The following is an 18,475-nucleotide window of genomic DNA, read 5'->3' as shown; positions in this document are numbered from 1 at the left end:
AAATGAAGTCACAAGCACAATTCGTGGTCGACTATCTATCGCAGCGCGTCAGTCAATTAGAAGTCGAAAAGGCTTCCCTATTGCATCAGCTCGATGATGCTACCAGGCAAGTAGAGGAATTGAAGTCGGAAGCGGAGGGGGATTCAGATGACGTATAAATTTCATACACGCCTTGACCTAATTAATGGCGGTAACATTTTTCGGCAAGACGATAAAATTACACTGGGTTATATTGCACGCAATTCTAATGGCGAAGCTATTGATTTCAGCGGAAAAGAAATCATGGGAACGATCTATAATCGTCGGGCGGGTATCATGTTCGAAGCCGAAGCCAGTTTTGATGCGGAGTCTCAAAAAATCATTTTCACCATTACGCAAATGCTTGATCACGGCACCTTTGAAATCGAATTTGTCGTTACAGATCCGGGCAATGCAAACTATCGTGTCGTGGTTCCTTCTGACGAGTACTCAGGAAGGCTTGATATTAAACCATCCAGCGCGAACATCGAAGTAACTGGGGTTCGGATGGTAACGGTTGAGCAGTTACGATCGGAGCAACAAGCAGCTCAAACTGCGTACGAGTCATCGGTGGATGGAAAGCTTCAGGATTACCAAACGGACTTTACAACATATAAAGAAGAAGTCGAAGAGGTGCTCGACGCCCATCAGCGCCAAATCATTGATGAGTTTTCGGGATTCAAAGACAGCGTGACAAAAGGAAAAGTGTTTGGGACCGTGGACGATCGGTTTGAGGATCTTGAAAAAGATTCTTTCTTCCCCGCGAAGAATATTCTTCCTAAGGACGGTTTTCTTAATAATAGTGGATGGTCGGCAAACTTTTCCACGCTCAACGCGGACGGAGACGGTTGGATAGTAACGGGAGATGGAACTGCCACGTTCCCCAATGTCTATGCTGGATCAAGAATAACTGGTAATAAATATTATAGTCGCGCACTAGTGACCGTTTTGGATATAGTCCCTAAATTAGAGCTTATTGTTGGCGCAGTTAAGAATAAAACGATTTTTGATCCAGTAGTAAATCAAGAGTATTCATTATTAGGAGTAGAAACTGCTCCGACCACAAGTACTTTAGCATCTATACAAATAGGATTAAACTTCAATACTTCATCCGACAGTCTTGGAAAAAGGTTTAAAGTCCGGAAGAGGCTGTCTTTAAATCTTACACAAGCGTTCGGCGCCGGCAATGAGCCGACAGTTGAAGAGATGGATTCATTATTGGCCTTTTATCCCGAGAGCTGGTTCGATGGCACAGTCAATCTGGCAGAGAATAAAAAGTTCGTGAAATTCTTGTTAAATCAAGTACGCGGGAAAGCGAACAAGCATCAGGAAGGATGGATTACACCGACTTTATTAAATGGATGGACAGGAGAAGTGAAGTACCGGAAGAATCAGTTTGGGGTTCTTGAAGTATATCTCAAGGGCGTTTCGGGTGGAGCTCTGGCAAAGCCGCTCTTTAATTTAATTGCTTCACATCGCCCTCCTTTCTTCAAGCACTTTCCCATATTAACTAATTACGTAATTGGTAGAGGCTGGATAGAAACTGGCGGTAACTTTGTTATTTATTCTTCTGCTAATACTGATGTTCACGGTGATTTGCAATTTTATATCTAAGGAGGTGTTATTATGTTACTCGGTAAAATTGACGTCTTAACGGGAATGTTTGTAGAAGATATATTACTAGAATCTATTCCCATCGATGAAGAGGGAATCCCAGATCCGCAATACATCGCTAAGCCGGTTCCGCAAGGCTTCTACTGGCCAAAATGGAACGGTACCGAATGGGTGGAGGGCGGAACAGCGTCCGAGCTTCAACCGGCCACTCCCTCCGAAGTCGAAATTCTGCAAGCTCAGGTCAAAGCATCCGATGACCGGGCAGACTTCCTGGAAGAATGCTTGGTGGAAATGGCGCAGCTGGTGTACAAGTGATACTCAAAATACTGATGTTCTTGACGGGAGGTGAAATCATGATGGCGATGTTGATGGCACAACGTGTAATTTTGGAGAAGATGACGTTCGCGGAAGTACCGGCTATGTTGCAGCCGCAGGTAAAAGAGATTTTGGTGGATAGCGGTATGGGTTTTATGGCTGAATAAAAAAGAATATCAACCAAAATATAGAATGAGGGGGGGAATTGTTGATTAAGAAGGTTTTAAACTGCGGAAGGAATCCGTTTCTGCTTTGTTGAATATATTATATTACAACAAATTAGGGGGTTAATATATGGGTTTTTTTGATGACAAGGGCAGTGAAGGTAAAACAAAGGAAGAATTGAACCGTATAAAAAAAGAAGTTAAGGAACTTTATACAAGGTATCTAAACACTTATAAAGAATTAACAAGGAAAGTTGGTTATCGAACAAAGCTTGAAGAGTTTAAAAAGAATATAATCAAAGACTCAACCACTTACTTCCAAGAAAAGGGTTTTGAAGTTACTCATATTAAAGGCTCAACTTATGGTATGGAAGCTATTGCTGATAATACAAAGTTCCGCTTAGATTTTGAAGAGAATACTGGCATTGCAATATCTATTCCTGCAACTTGGTTTGAGTATCTATCAATTTCTGATAAGAAAGAAAAAGCGAATAATTTCCAAGGAACTGTGCGTGAGGGTGGGATTACTGTAAGGGGAAAATCAGAAGTGGGATATAAAGATCTGCTAGAAGTAAAGAAAAATATAGAGGCAGATATTAGTGAATTAGAAGAAAAAATGAAAAGTGGGTACTCTCCTGAATTACATCTCGTTGCTAATGAACTCGATTCGACGTTCGATAATATAAATGAGTATCTTGAAGCTTTAAATAAACATCTTGATAAATAACATCAAAGAGTGTCCAACAGGACGCTCTTTTTGTTTTGTAAAGATAATGAAACCTATTTCCTCTTTTACCGTATTACGGATAAAGAGAGAGGGGAAGTTTATGTCAAGGTTTAGTTGGCTATCTAATATCAATATGGATAAATTCTTTAAGAGTAGATTGATGTTGGTGATAATATTTTCTTTTATTGCCCTTGCCGTGCTTAATACAGCTATCACTGTACCTGGTGAAGATTTGAAAGATACTCTTCAAAATTCTGCTCAATTAACTATTACGGTAGCATTAGGAATCAGTGCATTGGTATTTGCTTTAAACGTTCAGAGAAATCGAAACCGAAAATCATTAGAACTGTTGGAAGAAATGATTGCTTTTATACTGCTAAGCTTATTAAGTTACTATTTATCCTTTTCTGATACGGATTATGTGCAGAGGCTCTACATTGGCCTTGGCGGGTTAATGCAACTTGCAATAATCGCGCGAGTTTATAGTGTAGCGTTAGATAAACCAGCAAGACGAATGAAACCATCACGACAGACAAGATGAGATATTGTTAAAAATCTTAAGAGCACCTATATGGATGCTCTTTTTATTTTGCCTAAAAAAGAGAAAACGTGTTTAGGGGGTCCATTTTAAAAATTGAAAGGAAGGTTATAATGGACAATTTATTGTTATTAAATCTCGGAGGTGCTGATTTGGAACATTTGGAAGTAGCGCGTATGTATTTGTTTGGACCGGTAAAATATTTGGATTTTCTCATGGTGTTGATGGCGTTCGATATTTTGACGGGGATTTTCAAAGCGATAAAAAACGGAAACTTGTGGTCGAGAAAGAGCCTGTTCGGCTACGCTCGGAAGATTCTTATTTTTGGTGTGATCATTGTGGCCAATATCATCGATCAGATTTTGGGTTTGAACGGGGCGATTACTTACGCGACTGTCATTTTCTACATCGCAAATGAAGTATTATCGATTACAGAAAACCTAGCAGAAATCGGCGTACTGGTGCCGAAAGAGCTTGCCGAGAAGTTGAAGGTGATGCAGCCAGGAGAGAATGCTTCGCTGGGCAGCCAATTGAAAGAAGAAATGGCCGGAAGCAAAGTGGATGAAGAACTTCAAAAAGTGAAGAAGAAGGAGGGTAAGTAAAGATGCCGAAAATCATATTTTTTGCAGGACATGACCACGATACATGGGAGAAAACAGGCGGCAAGGGCGTCCGCACCAATTTAGAAGCTGACGGTGTTTACGAGGAATTTGATACCAATTATATCATCGCCAAAGGTGCAGTCGAACTGCTGCAGAAACAGCCTGGATTCACAGTCCTTTTCCCGCAGCAAGATAAACGCCGGATGACGTTGAAAGAGCGTGTCGCTTACGCCAATGCACACGGCGCTGATCTAATGATTGATGTCCACAGTAATGCATCGGCCAGCCGGACAGCTACAGGCGCAGCGGCCTTCTATTGGTACAACAGTGCCGCCGGTAAAAAGGTGGCAGACATCTTCGCTAAGCATATTAAAGCAAACGGGCTGCCGACATGGTCCGGAGGCACATACGCATCACAGGCGACCGGCTGGTCGTCTTTTTATATGCTCAAATACTCGGAAATGCCGGCAGTTCTCACGGAAAGCTTTTTTTTCACAACGCGCTCGGACTTGGAAAACTACTTACTCAATCCAAAGGTTCAGAAAGTGCTCATGAAGATTCACGCGAACATCGCCCTGGAGTTCTTCGGCAAGAAAGCACTTGACACGGCACTCGATTCCGTCGTGCTTCCTGATGGGCGAGAAGTTGTGAAGATTGGCAGTCGCGGAGCCGATGTGAAGTATGCTCAAATCGCTCTCGGCAGACATGGGTTTGAAACCGATGTCGACAGCATCTTCGGCAAAGACACGGATCAGAAAGCAAAGGCTTTCCAGGAAGCAAAAGGCCTTGTAGTAGATGGAATTATCGGTGCAGCTACATGGGCCGAGCTTGAGAAAAAACCGCAGCCCAAACCAGTAGTCAGTAAACCAGCACAAAAGGAGGAAGAAGATATGGAACAAACAGCAGTAGTAATCAACGGAACAGCAGATGCAGGCACAGCCACGCTCTTGGCATTTCAACTCGGATGCGGAGTATTCTTCCGCAAAGATGCCGAGAAGCGCCAAGTAGCCAAAGAAATCTATATCGCGGGCGGCGGTAAAGGAAAGATCAAAGGCGACAAGCTCATCGATCTATCTGGCAAGACACGCAGCGACACAGCTAAAAACGTGATAGCGAAATTGAAGTAAGAGTAGAGAAAGAATCAGGTAACTATAATATTACACAAAAGCCCCGCAGTGAGATTGGAGTCCTCACTTGTGGGGCTTTTTTTATGCTATAATTAATTTATTCTTGGCCACATCTTTTTTGCATCGTAGTGTGTAATGGAGTGCCAAAAGGAATCATAAAAAATTCAATCTTAATAATATTAAATTAAATGAAAGTTTTGTATTATTTATTATTTAGGAGGCTCTTTCTTTTGACTAACAAAATCGGGCACATAATAGCATGTGCAGAAGCATTCAACACACCGAATGGAGAAATGGTTCTAAAACAACCTCTGAATACTATCAATTTACTCTCTTTACCGAGTTACTATACTTTTGTTGTTGCGGTGGGAATGATTCACTTAACTCCGCAAAAGTATAATTCAATTGTGAAACTAACAAGCCCTTCTGGTAAAGAACTAGCAGTTAATAATATGGAGTTTGAAGTAGAAGCTTTATTAGAGGGAGGACCTCCAGGTGGGGATGGGGGATTTAACGTCAACTTTCGAAATTTGGTTTTTGAAGAAGAAGGAGATCACGTTATTTCTGTAGAACTAAACGAGGATAGAAAAACTTTGATATTACCGGTATTTAAGAAAAACCTTTAGACTACAAATAGTAGGTGGTAAAATGGCAGAATCTACAGTTACTTCAACAAGGGGAGCAATCAAGTGGAACTCTCATCACGACAAAGAACTTGAAGCTCCACAGGATTTACTTAAGTTGATGGAAAAGCATCAAGAAGCTAAAATTGATGGCTTTATTTATGGCAATAATGCTGTGAAAATGAAGCATCCAGAAACCGAAAATATTAATTCATCGATTCAGAGTTACTTTCATAGAGGAAATGATTCAGTAGTGAATAAAGGGGATGAAACAATGAATAACCATGATTCTACAGACACCCTCTTTAAAGAATTAAAAATTGATATGCGAGAACGTGAAGAAAGATCAAGAAAAGAAATTTCTGACCGTGAAGAACGATATGAACGCCAACTTGAAAGATTTGCTCAAGAATCTCAACAAAGAGAAGAACGTATTAGGCAAGAAACCAAGGAGAGAGAAGAGCGAATCGAAAAGATGATAAATGGAGTTAACTCAAAAGTTGAAGATCACGCTAAGTATTTTGAAAGCATTAAAAATCAAAACTTTTGGGGAAACATCACGGTTTTTGTGGCTCTGGTAGCTATTTTGGTTACTTTGATGTTGGCTTTGTTTAATCAATAAACACATTTCGACTTAAATAATATAAGCCCCTCGCGTCGAGCATAAAATAGTCGATGTTGAGGGGCTTAATTTATTTTTCAAGATATATGTAAACGTTAGTCGAATGTCTATAGGTGTCGTAAGCAAATTTAAAACCTGCGATCAACTCGGGACCGGCACCAGCTGTGAATTTCAAGTAATGGTATACTTTGTCGAACTCTCTTGTATCAGGAAAATCTGCACCGCAGTAGGCATACCTGGCAAGAGTACCGACTCGAAAATCATCATTTTTAAATTGGTAAAGCCACTCCCTAAATGTAACGTCCATCAAACTATCCCCTTTGCATGTTATAAGGATAGTATATCAATAGCAAGTACTTTTGATACAGTTATTTTTCATTTTATAGGTTATTTTACTCAAGTAGCGTGGTATAGTAAGAACAAGTGTTCTTATTAGGGGTGATGGAAATTAGTATTAACAGAGATCGTAAAATGGTAGGAGACGTCCAAGACAGAGGAGCGTTGAAGTGGACGGCCCTTATGCTGCCGGAACACATTCGAATGCTCAGGGAATGGAAGGAAGAAGATAACCGTGTTCCGAAACCCGAACTGGACGAATTTGATTTGCAAGCGCTCCAAGAGAATATCGAGTTGGCACTCGTCCGCAGATGCCAAGCTGAAATTCAAATGTGGAAGGATCATCAATATCGTTACTATGTGGGGACCATCACAGAAGTGGACTTGCACACTCGCACAATCGTATGCGATGATTCACTAAAAGCAAAACGCCTTTCCGTTGACATGATTACTTCTGTACAATTAATCGACTGAGCGATAATCTCGCACACATTTTCGCACATACAGATAAAACAAGAGCGTACAAATCTTATCGTTTTTTTGAGTTTCTACTATATAATAGGCGCGTATGTATAAACGATAGAATACATCAGAAAACAGAGAAAGAATCTGCATTGCTTACGACGCTTGCAAAACGCATTAATACACGAATCCCTGAAGCATCTTTTTAGATGTTTCGGGGATTTTTTTGTTTTCCGGCAATCAAAAGAAAAAATCGAGCGAATTTGCAGCGGTTTTTGCCAATCCTCATCTATAATGGAATGAATAGCATCATGCGCAAGTAGGAGGGCACGGAATGGAAGCTGAATGGGTCTTGGGGATAGCGGCAGGGGCAATCGCTGCGGCCTCTGGAATGAAGATTGCGAACAATAGGACGAAAAGCAAGAAGCAGGAATTAAAAGAACAGACGATCATGGATGAATTCGTCGTGCCGTTTCTACCGGACGTAATGGGGTTTTACCATTTGGAAGTGTTGGGAAAAGATACGCTTTCAGCTATAGACAGGGAAAAGTTGGTGGAGGGGATTTATCGACAGAGCCTCGTCGAGGAATATCGCCGTTTTGACCGCCATGATGCGCTGGACCAGTTACAGGATTTGGCGCCAGCTGCACAAAACAGCCAGCAGGAGCTGCTCAAGTTTTTGTTTTGGTACCTTGATTTTTCGAACGCCATATTAAAGGATGTGCTGGCTCAATCGAACCCTTTGCTGCGGGAAACCAGGCTGCTTGAGAAACAATTGGCGGTGTGGTGTATTTGCCATGAGGAATTACAGGCCGATGCGCCAGGCAGCGTCCTTGAATTGATCCATCATAGTTCCTATTTTTCCAGTGCATTGAGAGAAATTGAAGCCGGTGTGTTCCGTGAAATGATGGCAGATGATGAATTGCGCAGTGAGCGACGGGGGAATTTTGTCCGCATCATTTTCCAGGCATTCGAAAAGGAAGCGCAAGGGGAAGTGGAGCTGAAAGCAGTCGAGCAATTCCATGAACATTATAATAAACGGTATACTCATCGCAATAAAGGGCAAATCCGTTTTTAAAAATATTTACGGATTGTGACTGAAGCTCTATGATAAGTGTAGACGCAGCTTTTTTGCGCGGACCTTTAATGGAGGAGGACTGTCATGAACGATGAATTCACTCAACGTTTGCTTGCCTTGCATTATGTGTACCCAAAGCCTTTGAACCGCTTGGCCCCCTTGATGAAAGATGATCCGGACCTGGAATACCTGCGTTTTCGAAGCCCTGTCGATCTTGCAGAAACGATGCAAATCCCCTTGGAGAAAGCGAATGCCTTGAAGCGCTCATATCTCCATTATGCAAATACCCCTTTCCTGAAAATCTACGGCCACCAACGAATACGCCCCCTTATTTATCGTGATCCCCTTTATCCATCCTCTTTGCACGATTTGATCGATCCGCCTGCTGTACTTTACTTGAAAGGTGATGCCGCTTTACTAGATGCGCCAGAGAAAATAGCGGTTATCGGTTCGCGAAAAGCCGAAATCTATTCGCAATCGGTTATCCAACAATTGCTGCCGCCTTTACTGGCGGAAGGCTTTGTCATCGTCAGCGGCTTGGCTAAAGGAGCTGATGCAATGGCGCATCGGTGTGCCATCGATTCGGGCGGCAAAACCATTGCTGTCATAGGGAGCGGCTTTTTGCATCGCTACCCAAAAATCAACGATGGGCTGTCTTTTATAATAGAAGAAACTCAATTGCTGGTGAGTGAATACCCGCCGTATATGCCCCCTAGAAAGTGGAATTTTCCGATGCGCAACCGCATCATCAGTGGATTGTCGAAGGGGGTCATCGTCACACAGGCGGAAGTGAAAAGCGGAACTTTAAGCACCATTGAGCACGCGTTGGACCACGGAAAAGATATCTTCGCCGTTCCTGGGGATATCTTTTCCCCGCTTTCCGCCGGTCCACATAAATTAATTGCAGAAGGCGCAAAACCCGTCTGGAACGGGGCTCAAGTGCTGGAAGAATACCGCCAATTGAGAAGCTGAAAACTCGCGGTTCGACGAAAAGCCTTGCAATCAGCCAAAAACTGTTATACATTTTGCATCAGGTGATTCTTTACACAATTTGAAGAGACCTCTATGAGGAGGAGTATGAATGGCGGATTATTTGGTGATTGTCGAATCGCCCGCAAAGGCGAAGACAATTGAACGGTATTTGGGAAAAAAGTATAAAGTGAAAGCCTCTCTCGGCCATTTGCGCGATTTGCCGCGCAGCCAGATGGGGGTAGATGTCGAAAACAATTACGAGCCCCGCTATATCACGATTCGCGGAAAAGGCCCGATTCTACAGGATCTGAAAAAAGAAGCGAAAAAAGCGAAAAAAGTCTTTCTCGCGGCTGACCCCGACAGAGAAGGCGAAGCGATCGCCTGGCATTTGGCGAACGCGCTCGGAGTGGACGTCGATTCGGATTGCCGTGTCGTGTTCAACGAAATTACAAAAGACGCAGTAAAAGATGCATTCAAGCAACCGCGCAAATTGGATATGGATTTGGTCGATGCCCAGCAGGCGCGACGCATCCTAGACCGTCTTGTCGGGTATAGCATCAGCCCAATCCTATGGAAAAAAGTGAAAAAAGGCTTGTCGGCCGGCCGTGTTCAATCGGTTGCACTTGGCCTGATCATCGACCGCGAGAACGAAATCAAGAATTTCGAACCGGAAGAATATTGGTCGATTACAGGCGAGTTCGAAAAAGCGAAAAAAATATTCGAGGCCCAGTTTTACGGAACGCCCGAAAAGAAACTGAAGCTCTCCAATGAAGAAGATGTCAAAGCCGTATTGGCTACGATGAAAGGCAAGGATTTCCTTGTGAAGAGCGTTGTCAAAAAAGAACGCAAACGCAATCCTTCCCCATCTTTCACCACATCCTCTCTCCAGCAGGAAGCAGCGCGCAAGCTGAATTTCCGTGCCAAGAAAACGATGATGCTCGCACAGCAGCTCTATGAAGGGATCTCGGTCGGAAAAGAAGGCGTAACCGGGTTGATCACCTACATGCGTACTGATTCCACACGGATTTCCGAATCGGCCAAGCAAGATACGATCGGTTTCATCCTTGATAAATATGGCGAAGAATATGTGACGCAGAAGCCTGCAGCCAAACAATCCCAGAAGTCACAGGATGCCCACGAAGCTGTCCGCCCGACTAGCGTCCACCGCACGCCGGAATCGCTGAAGAGCATTTTGTCCCGCGATCTTTACCGCTTGTACAAATTGATCTGGGACCGTTTTGTAGCGAGCCAGATGTCACCCGCTGTCCTGGATACGGTGATGGCCGAGCTGCAAAACGGCGAAGCGATTTTCCGCGCCAACGGTTCTCAAGTGAAGTTTCCTGGTTTCATGAAGCTTTATATTGAAGGGACCGACGATAAGAAAGAAGAAAAAGACAATATTCTCCCTGAAATGAAGGAAGGCGACAAAGTCAAAGCGACTGAAATTACGCCGAACCAGCATTTCACCCAGCCGCCTCCGCGTTATACGGAAGCGCGCCTGGTGCGTACTTTGGAAGAGCTCGGGATAGGCCGACCGTCAACCTATGCGCCGACTTTGGATACGATCCAAAAGCGCGGCTATGTTGCACTCGACGCGAAGCGTTTCATCCCGACCGAACTTGGGGAAATTGTCCATCAATTGGTGCGTGATTTCTTCCCGGATATTTTGAACATCGAGTTTACCGCGAAAATGGAAAACGATCTGGACAGCATCGAAGAAAGTGAAGTCGACTGGCGTGCGATCATCGATGTCTTCTACAAAGAATTCGCCAAAGATCTCGAAGTGGCAGAGAACGAAATGGAGAAAGTCCAGATCAAAGACGAGCCCGCTGGAGAAGATTGCGAGGAATGCGGTTCGCCGATGGTCTTCAAGCTTGGGCGCTACGGCAAGTTCATGGCCTGCAGCAACTTCCCGGAATGCCGCAACACAAAAGCGATCGTCAAGCATATCGGCGTCAAATGCCCGACTTGTAAAGAAGGCGAGATCGTCGAACGGAAAAGCAAGAAGCGCCGCGTATTCTATGGCTGCGAACGCTATCCGGAATGTGAATTCGTTTCTTGGGACAAGCCGATCGAACGCCCTTGCCCGAAATGCAGCAGCTTGATGGTCGAAAAGAAAGTGAAAAAAGGCGTGCAGATCAATTGCACAGCCTGCGACTACAAAGAAGAAGTTCAATAATAATATAGAGGTGTTTTATCATGACGAAAATTGTAAATGTAATCGGTGCCGGACTTGCAGGAAGCGAAGCGGCATGGCAAATCGCCAAACGCGGCGTCAATGTCAGGCTTTATGAAATGCGCCCGGTCAAACAAACGCCGGCACACCATACGGATAAATTTGCGGAATTGGTCTGCAGCAACTCGTTGCGCGCCAATTCATTGACCAATGCGGTCGGCGTCATTAAAGAAGAAATGCGCAAACTGGATTCGGTCATCATCGATGCAGCCGATAAAGCGTCGGTACCAGCTGGTGGCGCGCTTGCAGTCGACCGTCACGAGTTTGCAGGGATGGTCACGGAAAATGTCCGCAATCACCCGCTTGTTGAAGTGATCAATGAAGAAGTGACGGAAATCCCGGAAGGCATCACGATCATCGCAACCGGCCCATTGACTTCGCCGGCGCTTGCCGAGAAAGTCCGCAAGCTGACTGGCGAAGAATACCTCTATTTCTACGATGCGGCAGCGCCGATCGTCGAAAAAGACAGCATCGACATGGACAAAGTCTATTTGAAATCGCGTTACGATAAAGGTGAAGCCGCTTATCTGAACTGCCCGATGACAGAAGAAGAGTTCCGCCGCTTCCATACGGCTTTAGTCGAAGCGGAAGTCGTGCCGCTTAAGGAATTCGAAAAAGAAATCTATTTCGAAGGCTGCATGCCGGTCGAAGTGATGGCTGCCAGAGGCGATAAGACCTTGACCTTCGGGCCGATGAAACCTGTCGGATTGGAAGACCCGAAAACCGGCAAGCGCCCTTACGCGGTTGTGCAATTGCGCCAGGACGATGCAGCCGGCACGCTGTACAATATCGTCGGATTCCAGACGCATTTGAAATGGGGAGCGCAAAAAGAAATCCTGCGCATGATCCCGGGGCTCGAGAATGTCGAAATCGTCCGTTACGGCGTCATGCACCGCAATACATTCATCAACTCACCGAACGTGTTGAAGCCGACCTATCAACTAAAAGCCGACCCGAACATTTTCTTCGCCGGCCAAATGACAGGCGTCGAAGGCTATGTGGAATCTGCGGGAAGCGGTTTGCTCGCGGGCATCAACGCGGCGAAGCTGGCACTTGGCGAGGAGCCGGTCGTATTGCCGGCAGAAACGGCACTTGGCAGCATGGCGCGTTATATCACTGAAGCCGATTCGAAGAACTTCCAGCCGATGAACATCAATTTCGGCTTGTTCCCGGATCTCGGCGAACGCATCAAGTCAAAGCAGGAGCGCGCTGAACGCCACGCCAACCGTGCGTTGGAGTCAATTCAAAATTATATGAATTCAGTGACGGTTTAATTGAAAAAAGCCTCTAAGTATTGGTATACTTTAGAGGCTTTTTTAATTGCCTGAAAGGCGGCGTGCCAGATGACGAAAGAACAGATGCTCGAATCGTTCATGAGCTATATCCAATTGGAAAAGAATTATTCCGCCCACACTGTCCACCAGTACCTACAGGATCTGGAGGGTTTTTTTCTGTTCCTGGAACAAGAAGGCGTGAGTGATCTGCACGAAGTCGAATACCTTCATGCGCGAAATTATGTAACGAAACTATATGAAGCTGAATTATCCAGAACGTCAATCTCAAGGAAAATCTCCGCCATCCGGTCGTTTTTCCGGTACGGCAACCGCGAATTCGGGCTCAGTGAAGCAGCGTTCCGTTCGCTGTTCCATCCGAAGAAAGAAGAGCGGCTGCCGCAGTTTTTCTACGAGGAAGAGCTTGAGCAGCTGTTCGCTTCACTCACGGGTGAAGATGCGCTGTCACTCCGGAACCGTGCATTATTGGAGTTGCTGTATGCGACCGGCATGCGCGTCAGTGAATGTGTATCGATCAAGATGAAAGATTTGGACCGCCATATGCATATTGTTAAAGTGCTCGGCAAGGGCAGGAAAGAACGTTACATCCCTTACGGCCAGTTTGCACACGACGCGTTGGAACTTTATATCGACTCGGCCCGTCCAAGGTTAATGAAGTCGAAAGAGCACGAAATGCTATTCGTCAATAGCCGAGGTGATGGGGTGACGGACCGTGGCGTCCGCCATATCCTGAACGAATGCATGAAAAAGGCGTCGCTCAATTCATCGATCTATCCCCATATGATCCGCCATACATTCGCTACGCATCTATTGAACAATGGAGCGGATATGCGCACCGTACAGGAATTACTGGGACATGCGCATCTCAGTTCCACGCAAGTCTATACGCATGTGACGAAAGACCATTTGCGCAATACGTATTTAAAAGCCCATCCAAGGGCATAAGGAGGAGAACCTTACCATGCAGGAATTTCATGCAACCACGATCTTTGCAGTAAAGCACAAAGGCAAATCGGCTATGGCCGGAGATGGGCAAGTGACGTTCGGCAATGCCGTCGTCATGAAACATACTGCGAAAAAAGTCCGCCGGCTTTACAACAATGAAGTACTGACGGGATTTGCCGGTTCTGTGGCGGATGCTTTCACGCTGTTTGAAATGTTTGAAGGCAAACTCACCGAATTCAACGGCAATCTTCAGCGCGCTGCTGTCGAACTTGCGAAGCAATGGCGTGGCGATAAAATGCTGCGACAGCTGGAAGCGATGCTCATCGTCATGAACAAAGATGAACTATTGCTCGTCTCAGGCACCGGCGAAGTCATCGAACCTGATGATGGGATCCTGGCAATCGGCTCAGGCGGCAATTACGCGCTTGCGGCTGGCCGGGCATTGAAGAAATATGCAGGCGACCAACTGACGGCGGGCGAAATTGCCCAATCTGCGCTTGAAACGGCTGCAGATATTTGCGTCTACACCAACCACCAAATTATCATGGAGGAGTTGTCAGAATGAAAACACAAACCGATTTAACTCCCCGGCAGATTACCGATCACTTGGACCGTTTCATCGTCGGGCAGAAAGATGCCAAGCGCTCAATCGCAATTGCGCTGCGCAACCGCTATCGCCGCAGCCGCCTCGATGAAGAAATGCAGGATGAAGTCATCCCGAAAAATATTTTGATGATCGGCCCGACCGGTGTCGGGAAAACGGAAATCGCGCGCCGCATCGCAAAACTGACCGGGGCGCCATTCATCAAAGTCGAAGCGACGAAGTTTACGGAAGTCGGATATGTCGGCCGCGACGTGGAGTCGATGGTGCGTGATTTAGTGGAAGCATCCGTGCGCATCGTCAAAGAAGAAAAATACGAAGCCGTAAAAGAACGCGCAGAATCCTCTGCCAACGACCGCCTCGTGAAATTGCTGGCGCCGTCGATGAAGAAAAAGCAGACTACGCAAAATCCGCTTGAAATGTTCTTCGGCCAAAAACAAGAGCAGGAAGAGGAAGATCCTGAAGCTGAAGTGGAAGTGCGCGTCAAGCGCCGTGAAATTGCCGCTGACCTGAAAGCTGGCAAGTTGGAAGACGAGTGGGTAACAGTGGAAGTGACGGAAAACACGGCTTCCATGTTTGACGCTTTCCAAGGATCGGGGATGGAGCAGATGGGCGAAAACATGCAGGATGCCTTGTCTTCCTTGATGCCGAAGAAAAAGAAAAAGCGCCGCATGCAAGTGAAAGACGCACGGCGCGTATTGACGGCTGAAGAATCGGAAAAGCTGGTCGATAGCGAGGAAATCTCGTCCGAAGCGATTCGCCGCGCTGAACAGCATGGCATCATCTTCATCGATGAAATGGACAAAATCGCCAGCAAAAGTTCCACTTCCTCTGCCGATGTATCGAGGGAAGGGGTCCAGCGCGACATCTTGCCGATCGTTGAAGGCTCGACTGTATCGACAAAATATGGCGCGGTGAAAACTGATTATATGCTGTTCGTCGCAGCTGGTGCATTCCATATGTCGAAGCCATCCGACCTGATCCCGGAATTGCAGGGCCGTTTCCCGATCCGTGTCGAATTGACTAAGCTGGAAGTCGATGATTTCGTGAAAATTTTGACGGAACCGAAACATTCCTTGCTCAATCAGTATAAAGCCCTTCTCGAAACAGAGGGAGTTATGGTACACTTTACTGATGCGTCAATCGTCAGACTTGCGGAAATTGCTTATGAAGTAAATCAACAGACGGATAATATCGGCGCTCGCCGACTTCATACAATATTGGAACGCTTATTGGAGGACCTATCATTTGAGGCATCTGAGATTTCACCTGCCCAAATCGATATCACTCCTCAATACGTTAACGAAAAACTTGAAAATGTGGCGAAAAACAAAGATTTGTCACAATTTATCTTGTAGAACAAGGCGTATTGGTTTCATTAAAGTGTAAAAACCTTTAGAATATTGAATAAACGGTGCGAAATACGTACGAATCATGTAGGAGGTTCATAATTATGAATTTATTGGGAAAAACAAGACGAATTAACTCTATGCTGCAAGCAGCAGCCGGCAAGCCGGTAAACTTTAAGGACATGGCTGAAACATTGAGCGAAGTCATCGAAGCAAATGTCTTCGTTGTCAGCCGCAAAGGTAAGGTACTTGGCTATGCTGTCAACCAGCAGATCGAAAACGAGCGCATGAAGAACATGCTCGAAGAACGCCAATTCCCGGTCGAATACACACAAAACCTTTCGAACGTTACAGAAACATCCGCTAACATGGATGTGAACAGTGAGCACACAATCTTCCCAGTGGAAGAGCGCGAACTATTCAAAAACGGCTTGACGACGATCGTTCCGATCATCGGCGGCGGCGAACGCCTTGGCACTTTGTTGCTAGGACGCGTTAACGACCAGTTCGGCGACGACGATTTGATCCTTGGCGAATACGGCGCGACAGTTGTCGGCATGGAGATCCTCCGTGAAAAAGGCGACCGCATCGAAGAGGAAGCACGCAGCAAAGCTGTTGTGCAAATGGCGATCAGCTCGCTTTCATACAGCGAACTTGAAGCGATCGAGCATATCTTTGAAGAACTTGACGGCAACGAAGGTTTGCTTGTCGCATCTAAAATTGCTGACCGCGTCGGCATCACGCGTTCGGTCATCGTCAACGCACTCCGCAAACTCGAGAGTGCCGGCGTTATCGAATCGCGTTCACTGGGCATGAAAGGAACGTATATCAAAGTATTGAATACGAAATTCCTTGCAGAGCTCGAACAATTGAAAATGAATTAATCCCGCATGCCGCCCCGGACTATCCAATAGTTCCGGGGCGGCTTTTGCGTTCTCTTAACACATTCTTGGATGCGCAGCAGGAAGCAGTGAAGCCATTTTATACTTTTTGAAAATATCAGTTGCAGGCACAAGTGGATGCGTGGTATAATTTCAAATGGTGTTAAATACACACGCATTCCGATCTGTTCCGCAGGTGCCTGTATGGGTAACGGTTCAGAAGCGAAGAGTGCGGAGGCAAACAAAAACCTATTAGGAGGAAACACATCATGGCAGTAATTTCAATGAAACAATTGCTCGAAGCTGGTGTTCACTTTGGCCACCAGACTCGTCGTTGGAACCCGAAAATGAAAAAATACATCTTCGTGGAACGTAACGGCATCTACATCATCGACCTTCAAAAGACGGTCCGCAAACTTGAGGAAGCTTACAACTTCATGAAGCAAGTGGGCGAAGAAGGCGGTAAAGTCTTGTTCGTAGGAACAAAAAAACAAGCTCAGGACGCGATCAAAGAAGAAGCAGAACGTTCTGGCAACTACTACATCAACCAACGCTGGTTGGGTGGTACTTTGACTAACTTCGGCACGATCCAAAAACGTGTTAACCGCATGAAACAGATCGAGCGTATGGAAGAAGACGGCACTTTCGAAGTCCTTCCGAAAAAAGAAGTAGTCCAATTGAAAAAACAACACGAACGCTTGGAGAAATTCCTAGGCGGTATCCGTGACATGAACGGTCTTCCAGACGTAATGTTCGTCGTAGACCCTCGTAAAGAACGCATCGCAGTAGCAGAAGCTATGAAATTGAACATTCCAATCGTAGGTATCGTTGATACAAACTGCGACCCGGACGAAATCGATTACGTAATCCCTGCAAACGATGATGCTATCCGTGCGGTCAAACTATTGACTGGCAAAATGGCTGACGCTCTTCTTGAGTCTAAGCCGGAAGAAGACGAAGAAGCATCAGCGGAAACTGCTGAGTAATTCGCAATGTTTACAGGTGATAAGCGGCCAACCCCACTTATCACCTTTTTTTGAGAAAACACAGACAAGTTGAAGGAGGAATTTAATCATGGCAGTTACAGCTCAAATGGTTAAAGAATTGCGCGAAAAAACAGGCGCAGGTATGATGGATTGCAAAAAAGCATTGGTACAAACTGACGGTGACATTGACGCAGCTCTAGATTTCCTTCGTGAAAAAGGGTTGTCAAGCGCTTCTAAAAAAGCAGACCGCATCGCAGCTGAAGGGATAACTTCAATCCTTGAAGAAGGTAACGAAGCAGTCATCTACGAAGTTAACGCTGAAACGGATTTCGTAGCGAAAAACGAAGGCTTCCAAACTTTGGTTAAAGAAATCGGCGAGCATTTGCTTGCAACTAAACCAGCGACAATCGATGAAGCAAATGCTTCTACTATGTCAAACGGATTGTCAGTAGCGGACCACATCTCGAACGCTATCGCTAAAATCGGTGAGAAAATCACCTTGCGCCGCTTCGAAATCCGCACAAAATCAGATAATGACGCTTTCGGCCCTTACTTGCACATGGGTGGACGCATCGGTGTTCTCGTTCTTTTGGAAGGTTCTTCCGATTCACAAGCTGCACGCGATATCGCTATGCACATCGCTGCACTTAACCCGAAATTCATTTCTCGCGACGAAGTGTCTGCTGAGGAAGTAGAGCGTGAGCGCAAAGTATTGACTGAGCAAGCGTTGAACGAAGGCAAGCCAGAAAAAATCGTTGAAAAAATGGTTGAAGGCCGTCTTGGGAAATACTTCGAAGACATCTGCTTGCTTGACCAAGCATTCGTCAAAAACTCTGATCAGAAAGTCCGCGAGTTCGCAGCATCTGTTGGCGGCACTGTAAAAGAGTTCATCCGTTACGAAGTGGGCGAAGGCATCGAAAAACGTGAAGACAACTTCGCTGACGAAGTCATGAGCCAAGTCAACAAAAAATAATCCAACTTTTATAA

The 18,475-nt window shown here is 45.5% G+C and carries 22 protein-coding genes; 21 read left to right on the top strand and 1 reads right to left on the bottom strand.

From position 1 onward, the window contains the following. Positions 1-2: 2 nt before the first annotated feature. The 10 genes from DFR62_RS17295 to DFR62_RS01210 all read left to right on the top strand — a co-directional run bounded on the left by DFR62_RS17295 (position 3) and on the right by DFR62_RS01210 (position 6,350). Positions 3-158: a hypothetical protein gene (locus DFR62_RS17295; RefSeq protein WP_158290815.1), complete on the top strand. Its 156-nt coding sequence runs from the start codon at positions 3-5 to the stop codon at positions 156-158. Continuing rightward, positions 148-1,632 carry a hypothetical protein gene (locus tag DFR62_RS01245; RefSeq protein ID WP_121297674.1) on the top strand — a complete coding sequence of 495 codons (1,485 nt, stop codon included), beginning with the start codon at positions 148-150 and terminating at the stop codon, positions 1,630-1,632. Before DFR62_RS17295 ends, DFR62_RS01245 begins: the two co-directional genes overlap by 11 nt. A 12-nt stretch (positions 1,633-1,644) precedes the next feature. Then, positions 1,645-1,947: a hypothetical protein gene (locus DFR62_RS01240; RefSeq protein WP_121297673.1), complete on the top strand. Its 303-nt coding sequence runs from the start codon at positions 1,645-1,647 to the stop codon at positions 1,945-1,947. A 38-nt stretch (positions 1,948-1,985) separates the two neighbouring features. Continuing rightward, positions 1,986-2,114 (top strand): CD1375 family protein, encoded by a 129-nt coding sequence (locus tag DFR62_RS17540; protein WP_277751602.1) that lies wholly within the window; start codon positions 1,986-1,988, stop codon positions 2,112-2,114. A 127-nt stretch (positions 2,115-2,241) separates the two neighbouring features. Beyond that, positions 2,242-2,838, top strand: coding sequence for a hypothetical protein (locus DFR62_RS01235; protein ID WP_121297672.1), 597 nt, complete (start codon positions 2,242-2,244; stop codon positions 2,836-2,838). A gap of 160 nt (positions 2,839-2,998) precedes the next feature. Beyond that, on the top strand, positions 2,999-3,379 hold the full coding sequence (locus tag DFR62_RS01230) for a hypothetical protein (RefSeq protein ID WP_135449471.1): 381 nt from the start codon (positions 2,999-3,001) through the stop codon (positions 3,377-3,379). Positions 3,380-3,489: 110 nt separating this feature from the next. Beyond that, positions 3,490-3,978: a phage holin family protein gene (locus DFR62_RS01225; protein WP_121297670.1), complete on the top strand. Its 489-nt coding sequence runs from the start codon at positions 3,490-3,492 to the stop codon at positions 3,976-3,978. Positions 3,979-3,980: 2 nt separating this feature from the next. Beyond that, positions 3,981-5,105 (top strand): N-acetylmuramoyl-L-alanine amidase, encoded by a 1,125-nt coding sequence (locus DFR62_RS01220; protein WP_121297669.1) that lies wholly within the window; start codon positions 3,981-3,983, stop codon positions 5,103-5,105. 230 nt (positions 5,106-5,335) lie between these two features. Continuing rightward, positions 5,336-5,731: a DUF6941 family protein gene (locus DFR62_RS01215; RefSeq protein WP_121297668.1), complete on the top strand. Its 396-nt coding sequence runs from the start codon at positions 5,336-5,338 to the stop codon at positions 5,729-5,731. Positions 5,732-5,753: 22 nt separating this feature from the next. Beyond that, positions 5,754-6,350, top strand: a complete 597-nt coding sequence (locus tag DFR62_RS01210; protein ID WP_121297667.1) for a hypothetical protein — start codon at positions 5,754-5,756, stop codon at positions 6,348-6,350. A gap of 70 nt (positions 6,351-6,420) precedes the next feature. Here DFR62_RS01210 and DFR62_RS01205 read toward each other — a convergent pair whose 3' ends face one another. Beyond that, positions 6,421-6,657, bottom strand: a complete 237-nt coding sequence (locus DFR62_RS01205; RefSeq protein ID WP_121297666.1) for a YozE family protein — start codon at positions 6,655-6,657, stop codon at positions 6,421-6,423. Positions 6,658-6,821: 164 nt separating this feature from the next. Here DFR62_RS01205 and DFR62_RS01200 point away from each other — a divergent pair, with 164 nt between their 5' ends. The 11 genes from DFR62_RS01200 to tsf all read left to right on the top strand — a co-directional run bounded on the left by DFR62_RS01200 (position 6,822) and on the right by tsf (position 18,461). Then, positions 6,822-7,160 (top strand): YolD-like family protein, encoded by a 339-nt coding sequence (locus DFR62_RS01200; RefSeq protein WP_158290816.1) that lies wholly within the window; start codon positions 6,822-6,824, stop codon positions 7,158-7,160. Positions 7,161-7,482: 322 nt separating this feature from the next. After that, entirely contained in the window at positions 7,483-8,226 is a 744-nt protein-coding gene (locus DFR62_RS01195; RefSeq protein ID WP_121297664.1) for a hypothetical protein, read from the top strand. A gap of 84 nt (positions 8,227-8,310) precedes the next feature. Continuing rightward, a complete protein-coding gene (dprA, locus tag DFR62_RS01190; protein ID WP_121297663.1) occupies positions 8,311-9,198 on the top strand; it encodes a DNA-processing protein DprA in 888 nt (295 codons plus the stop codon). Between the two features lie 109 nt (positions 9,199-9,307). Further along, on the top strand, positions 9,308-11,377 hold the full coding sequence (gene topA / locus DFR62_RS01185) for a type I DNA topoisomerase (RefSeq protein ID WP_058380452.1): 2,070 nt from the start codon (positions 9,308-9,310) through the stop codon (positions 11,375-11,377). Between the two features lie 20 nt (positions 11,378-11,397). Then, positions 11,398-12,708, top strand: a complete 1,311-nt coding sequence (trmFO, locus tag DFR62_RS01180; RefSeq protein ID WP_058380453.1) for an FADH(2)-oxidizing methylenetetrahydrofolate--tRNA-(uracil(54)-C(5))-methyltransferase TrmFO — start codon at positions 11,398-11,400, stop codon at positions 12,706-12,708. A 69-nt stretch (positions 12,709-12,777) separates the two neighbouring features. Next, positions 12,778-13,671 carry a tyrosine recombinase XerC gene (gene xerC, locus DFR62_RS01175; protein WP_121297661.1) on the top strand — a complete coding sequence of 298 codons (894 nt, stop codon included), beginning with the start codon at positions 12,778-12,780 and terminating at the stop codon, positions 13,669-13,671. 16 nt (positions 13,672-13,687) lie between these two features. Next, positions 13,688-14,236 carry an ATP-dependent protease subunit HslV gene (hslV, locus tag DFR62_RS01170; RefSeq protein WP_058380455.1) on the top strand — a complete coding sequence of 183 codons (549 nt, stop codon included), beginning with the start codon at positions 13,688-13,690 and terminating at the stop codon, positions 14,234-14,236. Further along, positions 14,233-15,630, top strand: a complete 1,398-nt coding sequence (hslU, locus tag DFR62_RS01165) for an HslU--HslV peptidase ATPase subunit (protein ID WP_121297660.1) — start codon at positions 14,233-14,235, stop codon at positions 15,628-15,630. The genes hslV and hslU overlap by 4 nt, the downstream gene beginning before the upstream one ends. Positions 15,631-15,725: 95 nt before the next feature. Beyond that, positions 15,726-16,505, top strand: a complete 780-nt coding sequence (gene codY / locus DFR62_RS01160) for a GTP-sensing pleiotropic transcriptional regulator CodY (protein WP_121297659.1) — start codon at positions 15,726-15,728, stop codon at positions 16,503-16,505. 266 nt (positions 16,506-16,771) lie between these two features. After that, positions 16,772-17,488 carry a 30S ribosomal protein S2 gene (gene rpsB / locus DFR62_RS01155; protein ID WP_101805111.1) on the top strand — a complete coding sequence of 239 codons (717 nt, stop codon included), beginning with the start codon at positions 16,772-16,774 and terminating at the stop codon, positions 17,486-17,488. An 88-nt stretch (positions 17,489-17,576) separates the two neighbouring features. After that, on the top strand, positions 17,577-18,461 hold the full coding sequence (gene tsf / locus DFR62_RS01150; protein WP_121297658.1) for a translation elongation factor Ts: 885 nt from the start codon (positions 17,577-17,579) through the stop codon (positions 18,459-18,461). The last annotated feature ends 14 nt before the right edge of the window (positions 18,462-18,475 follow it).

It is taken from the genome of Planococcus citreus, assembly GCF_003664125.1.
Lineage (GTDB): Bacteria > Bacillota > Bacilli > Bacillales_A > Planococcaceae > Planococcus > Planococcus citreus.
This window is presented reverse-complemented; position numbering and strand designations above follow the sequence as displayed.

Coding starts and splice junctions, on each gene's coding strand:
- DFR62_RS01230 (WP_135449471.1), top strand. CDS start 2,999: ATGTTGGTGATAATATTTTCTTTTATTGCCCTTGCCGTGCTTAATACA.
- DFR62_RS01235 (WP_121297672.1), top strand. CDS start 2,242: ATGGGTTTTTTTGATGACAAGGGCAGTGAAGGTAAAACAAAGGAAGAA.
- DFR62_RS01245 (WP_121297674.1), top strand. CDS start 148: ATGACGTATAAATTTCATACACGCCTTGACCTAATTAATGGCGGTAAC.
- DFR62_RS01220 (WP_121297669.1), top strand. CDS start 3,981: ATGCCGAAAATCATATTTTTTGCAGGACATGACCACGATACATGGGAG.
- DFR62_RS17295 (WP_158290815.1), top strand. CDS start 3: ATGAAGTCACAAGCACAATTCGTGGTCGACTATCTATCGCAGCGCGTC.
- DFR62_RS01195 (WP_121297664.1), top strand. CDS start 7,483: ATGGAAGCTGAATGGGTCTTGGGGATAGCGGCAGGGGCAATCGCTGCG.
- xerC (WP_121297661.1), top strand. CDS start 12,778: ATGACGAAAGAACAGATGCTCGAATCGTTCATGAGCTATATCCAATTG.
- hslU (WP_121297660.1), top strand. CDS start 14,233: ATGAAAACACAAACCGATTTAACTCCCCGGCAGATTACCGATCACTTG.
- dprA (WP_121297663.1), top strand. CDS start 8,311: ATGAACGATGAATTCACTCAACGTTTGCTTGCCTTGCATTATGTGTAC.
- trmFO (WP_058380453.1), top strand. CDS start 11,398: ATGACGAAAATTGTAAATGTAATCGGTGCCGGACTTGCAGGAAGCGAA.
- rpsB (WP_101805111.1), top strand. CDS start 16,772: ATGGCAGTAATTTCAATGAAACAATTGCTCGAAGCTGGTGTTCACTTT.
- topA (WP_058380452.1), top strand. CDS start 9,308: ATGGCGGATTATTTGGTGATTGTCGAATCGCCCGCAAAGGCGAAGACA.
- codY (WP_121297659.1), top strand. CDS start 15,726: ATGAATTTATTGGGAAAAACAAGACGAATTAACTCTATGCTGCAAGCA.
- DFR62_RS01210 (WP_121297667.1), top strand. CDS start 5,754: ATGGCAGAATCTACAGTTACTTCAACAAGGGGAGCAATCAAGTGGAAC.
- DFR62_RS17540 (WP_277751602.1), top strand. CDS start 1,986: ATGATGGCGATGTTGATGGCACAACGTGTAATTTTGGAGAAGATGACG.
- DFR62_RS01225 (WP_121297670.1), top strand. CDS start 3,490: ATGGACAATTTATTGTTATTAAATCTCGGAGGTGCTGATTTGGAACAT.
- hslV (WP_058380455.1), top strand. CDS start 13,688: ATGCAGGAATTTCATGCAACCACGATCTTTGCAGTAAAGCACAAAGGC.
- DFR62_RS01240 (WP_121297673.1), top strand. CDS start 1,645: ATGTTACTCGGTAAAATTGACGTCTTAACGGGAATGTTTGTAGAAGAT.
- DFR62_RS01200 (WP_158290816.1), top strand. CDS start 6,822: ATGGTAGGAGACGTCCAAGACAGAGGAGCGTTGAAGTGGACGGCCCTT.
- tsf (WP_121297658.1), top strand. CDS start 17,577: ATGGCAGTTACAGCTCAAATGGTTAAAGAATTGCGCGAAAAAACAGGC.
- DFR62_RS01205 (WP_121297666.1), bottom strand. CDS start 6,657: ATGGACGTTACATTTAGGGAGTGGCTTTACCAATTTAAAAATGATGAT.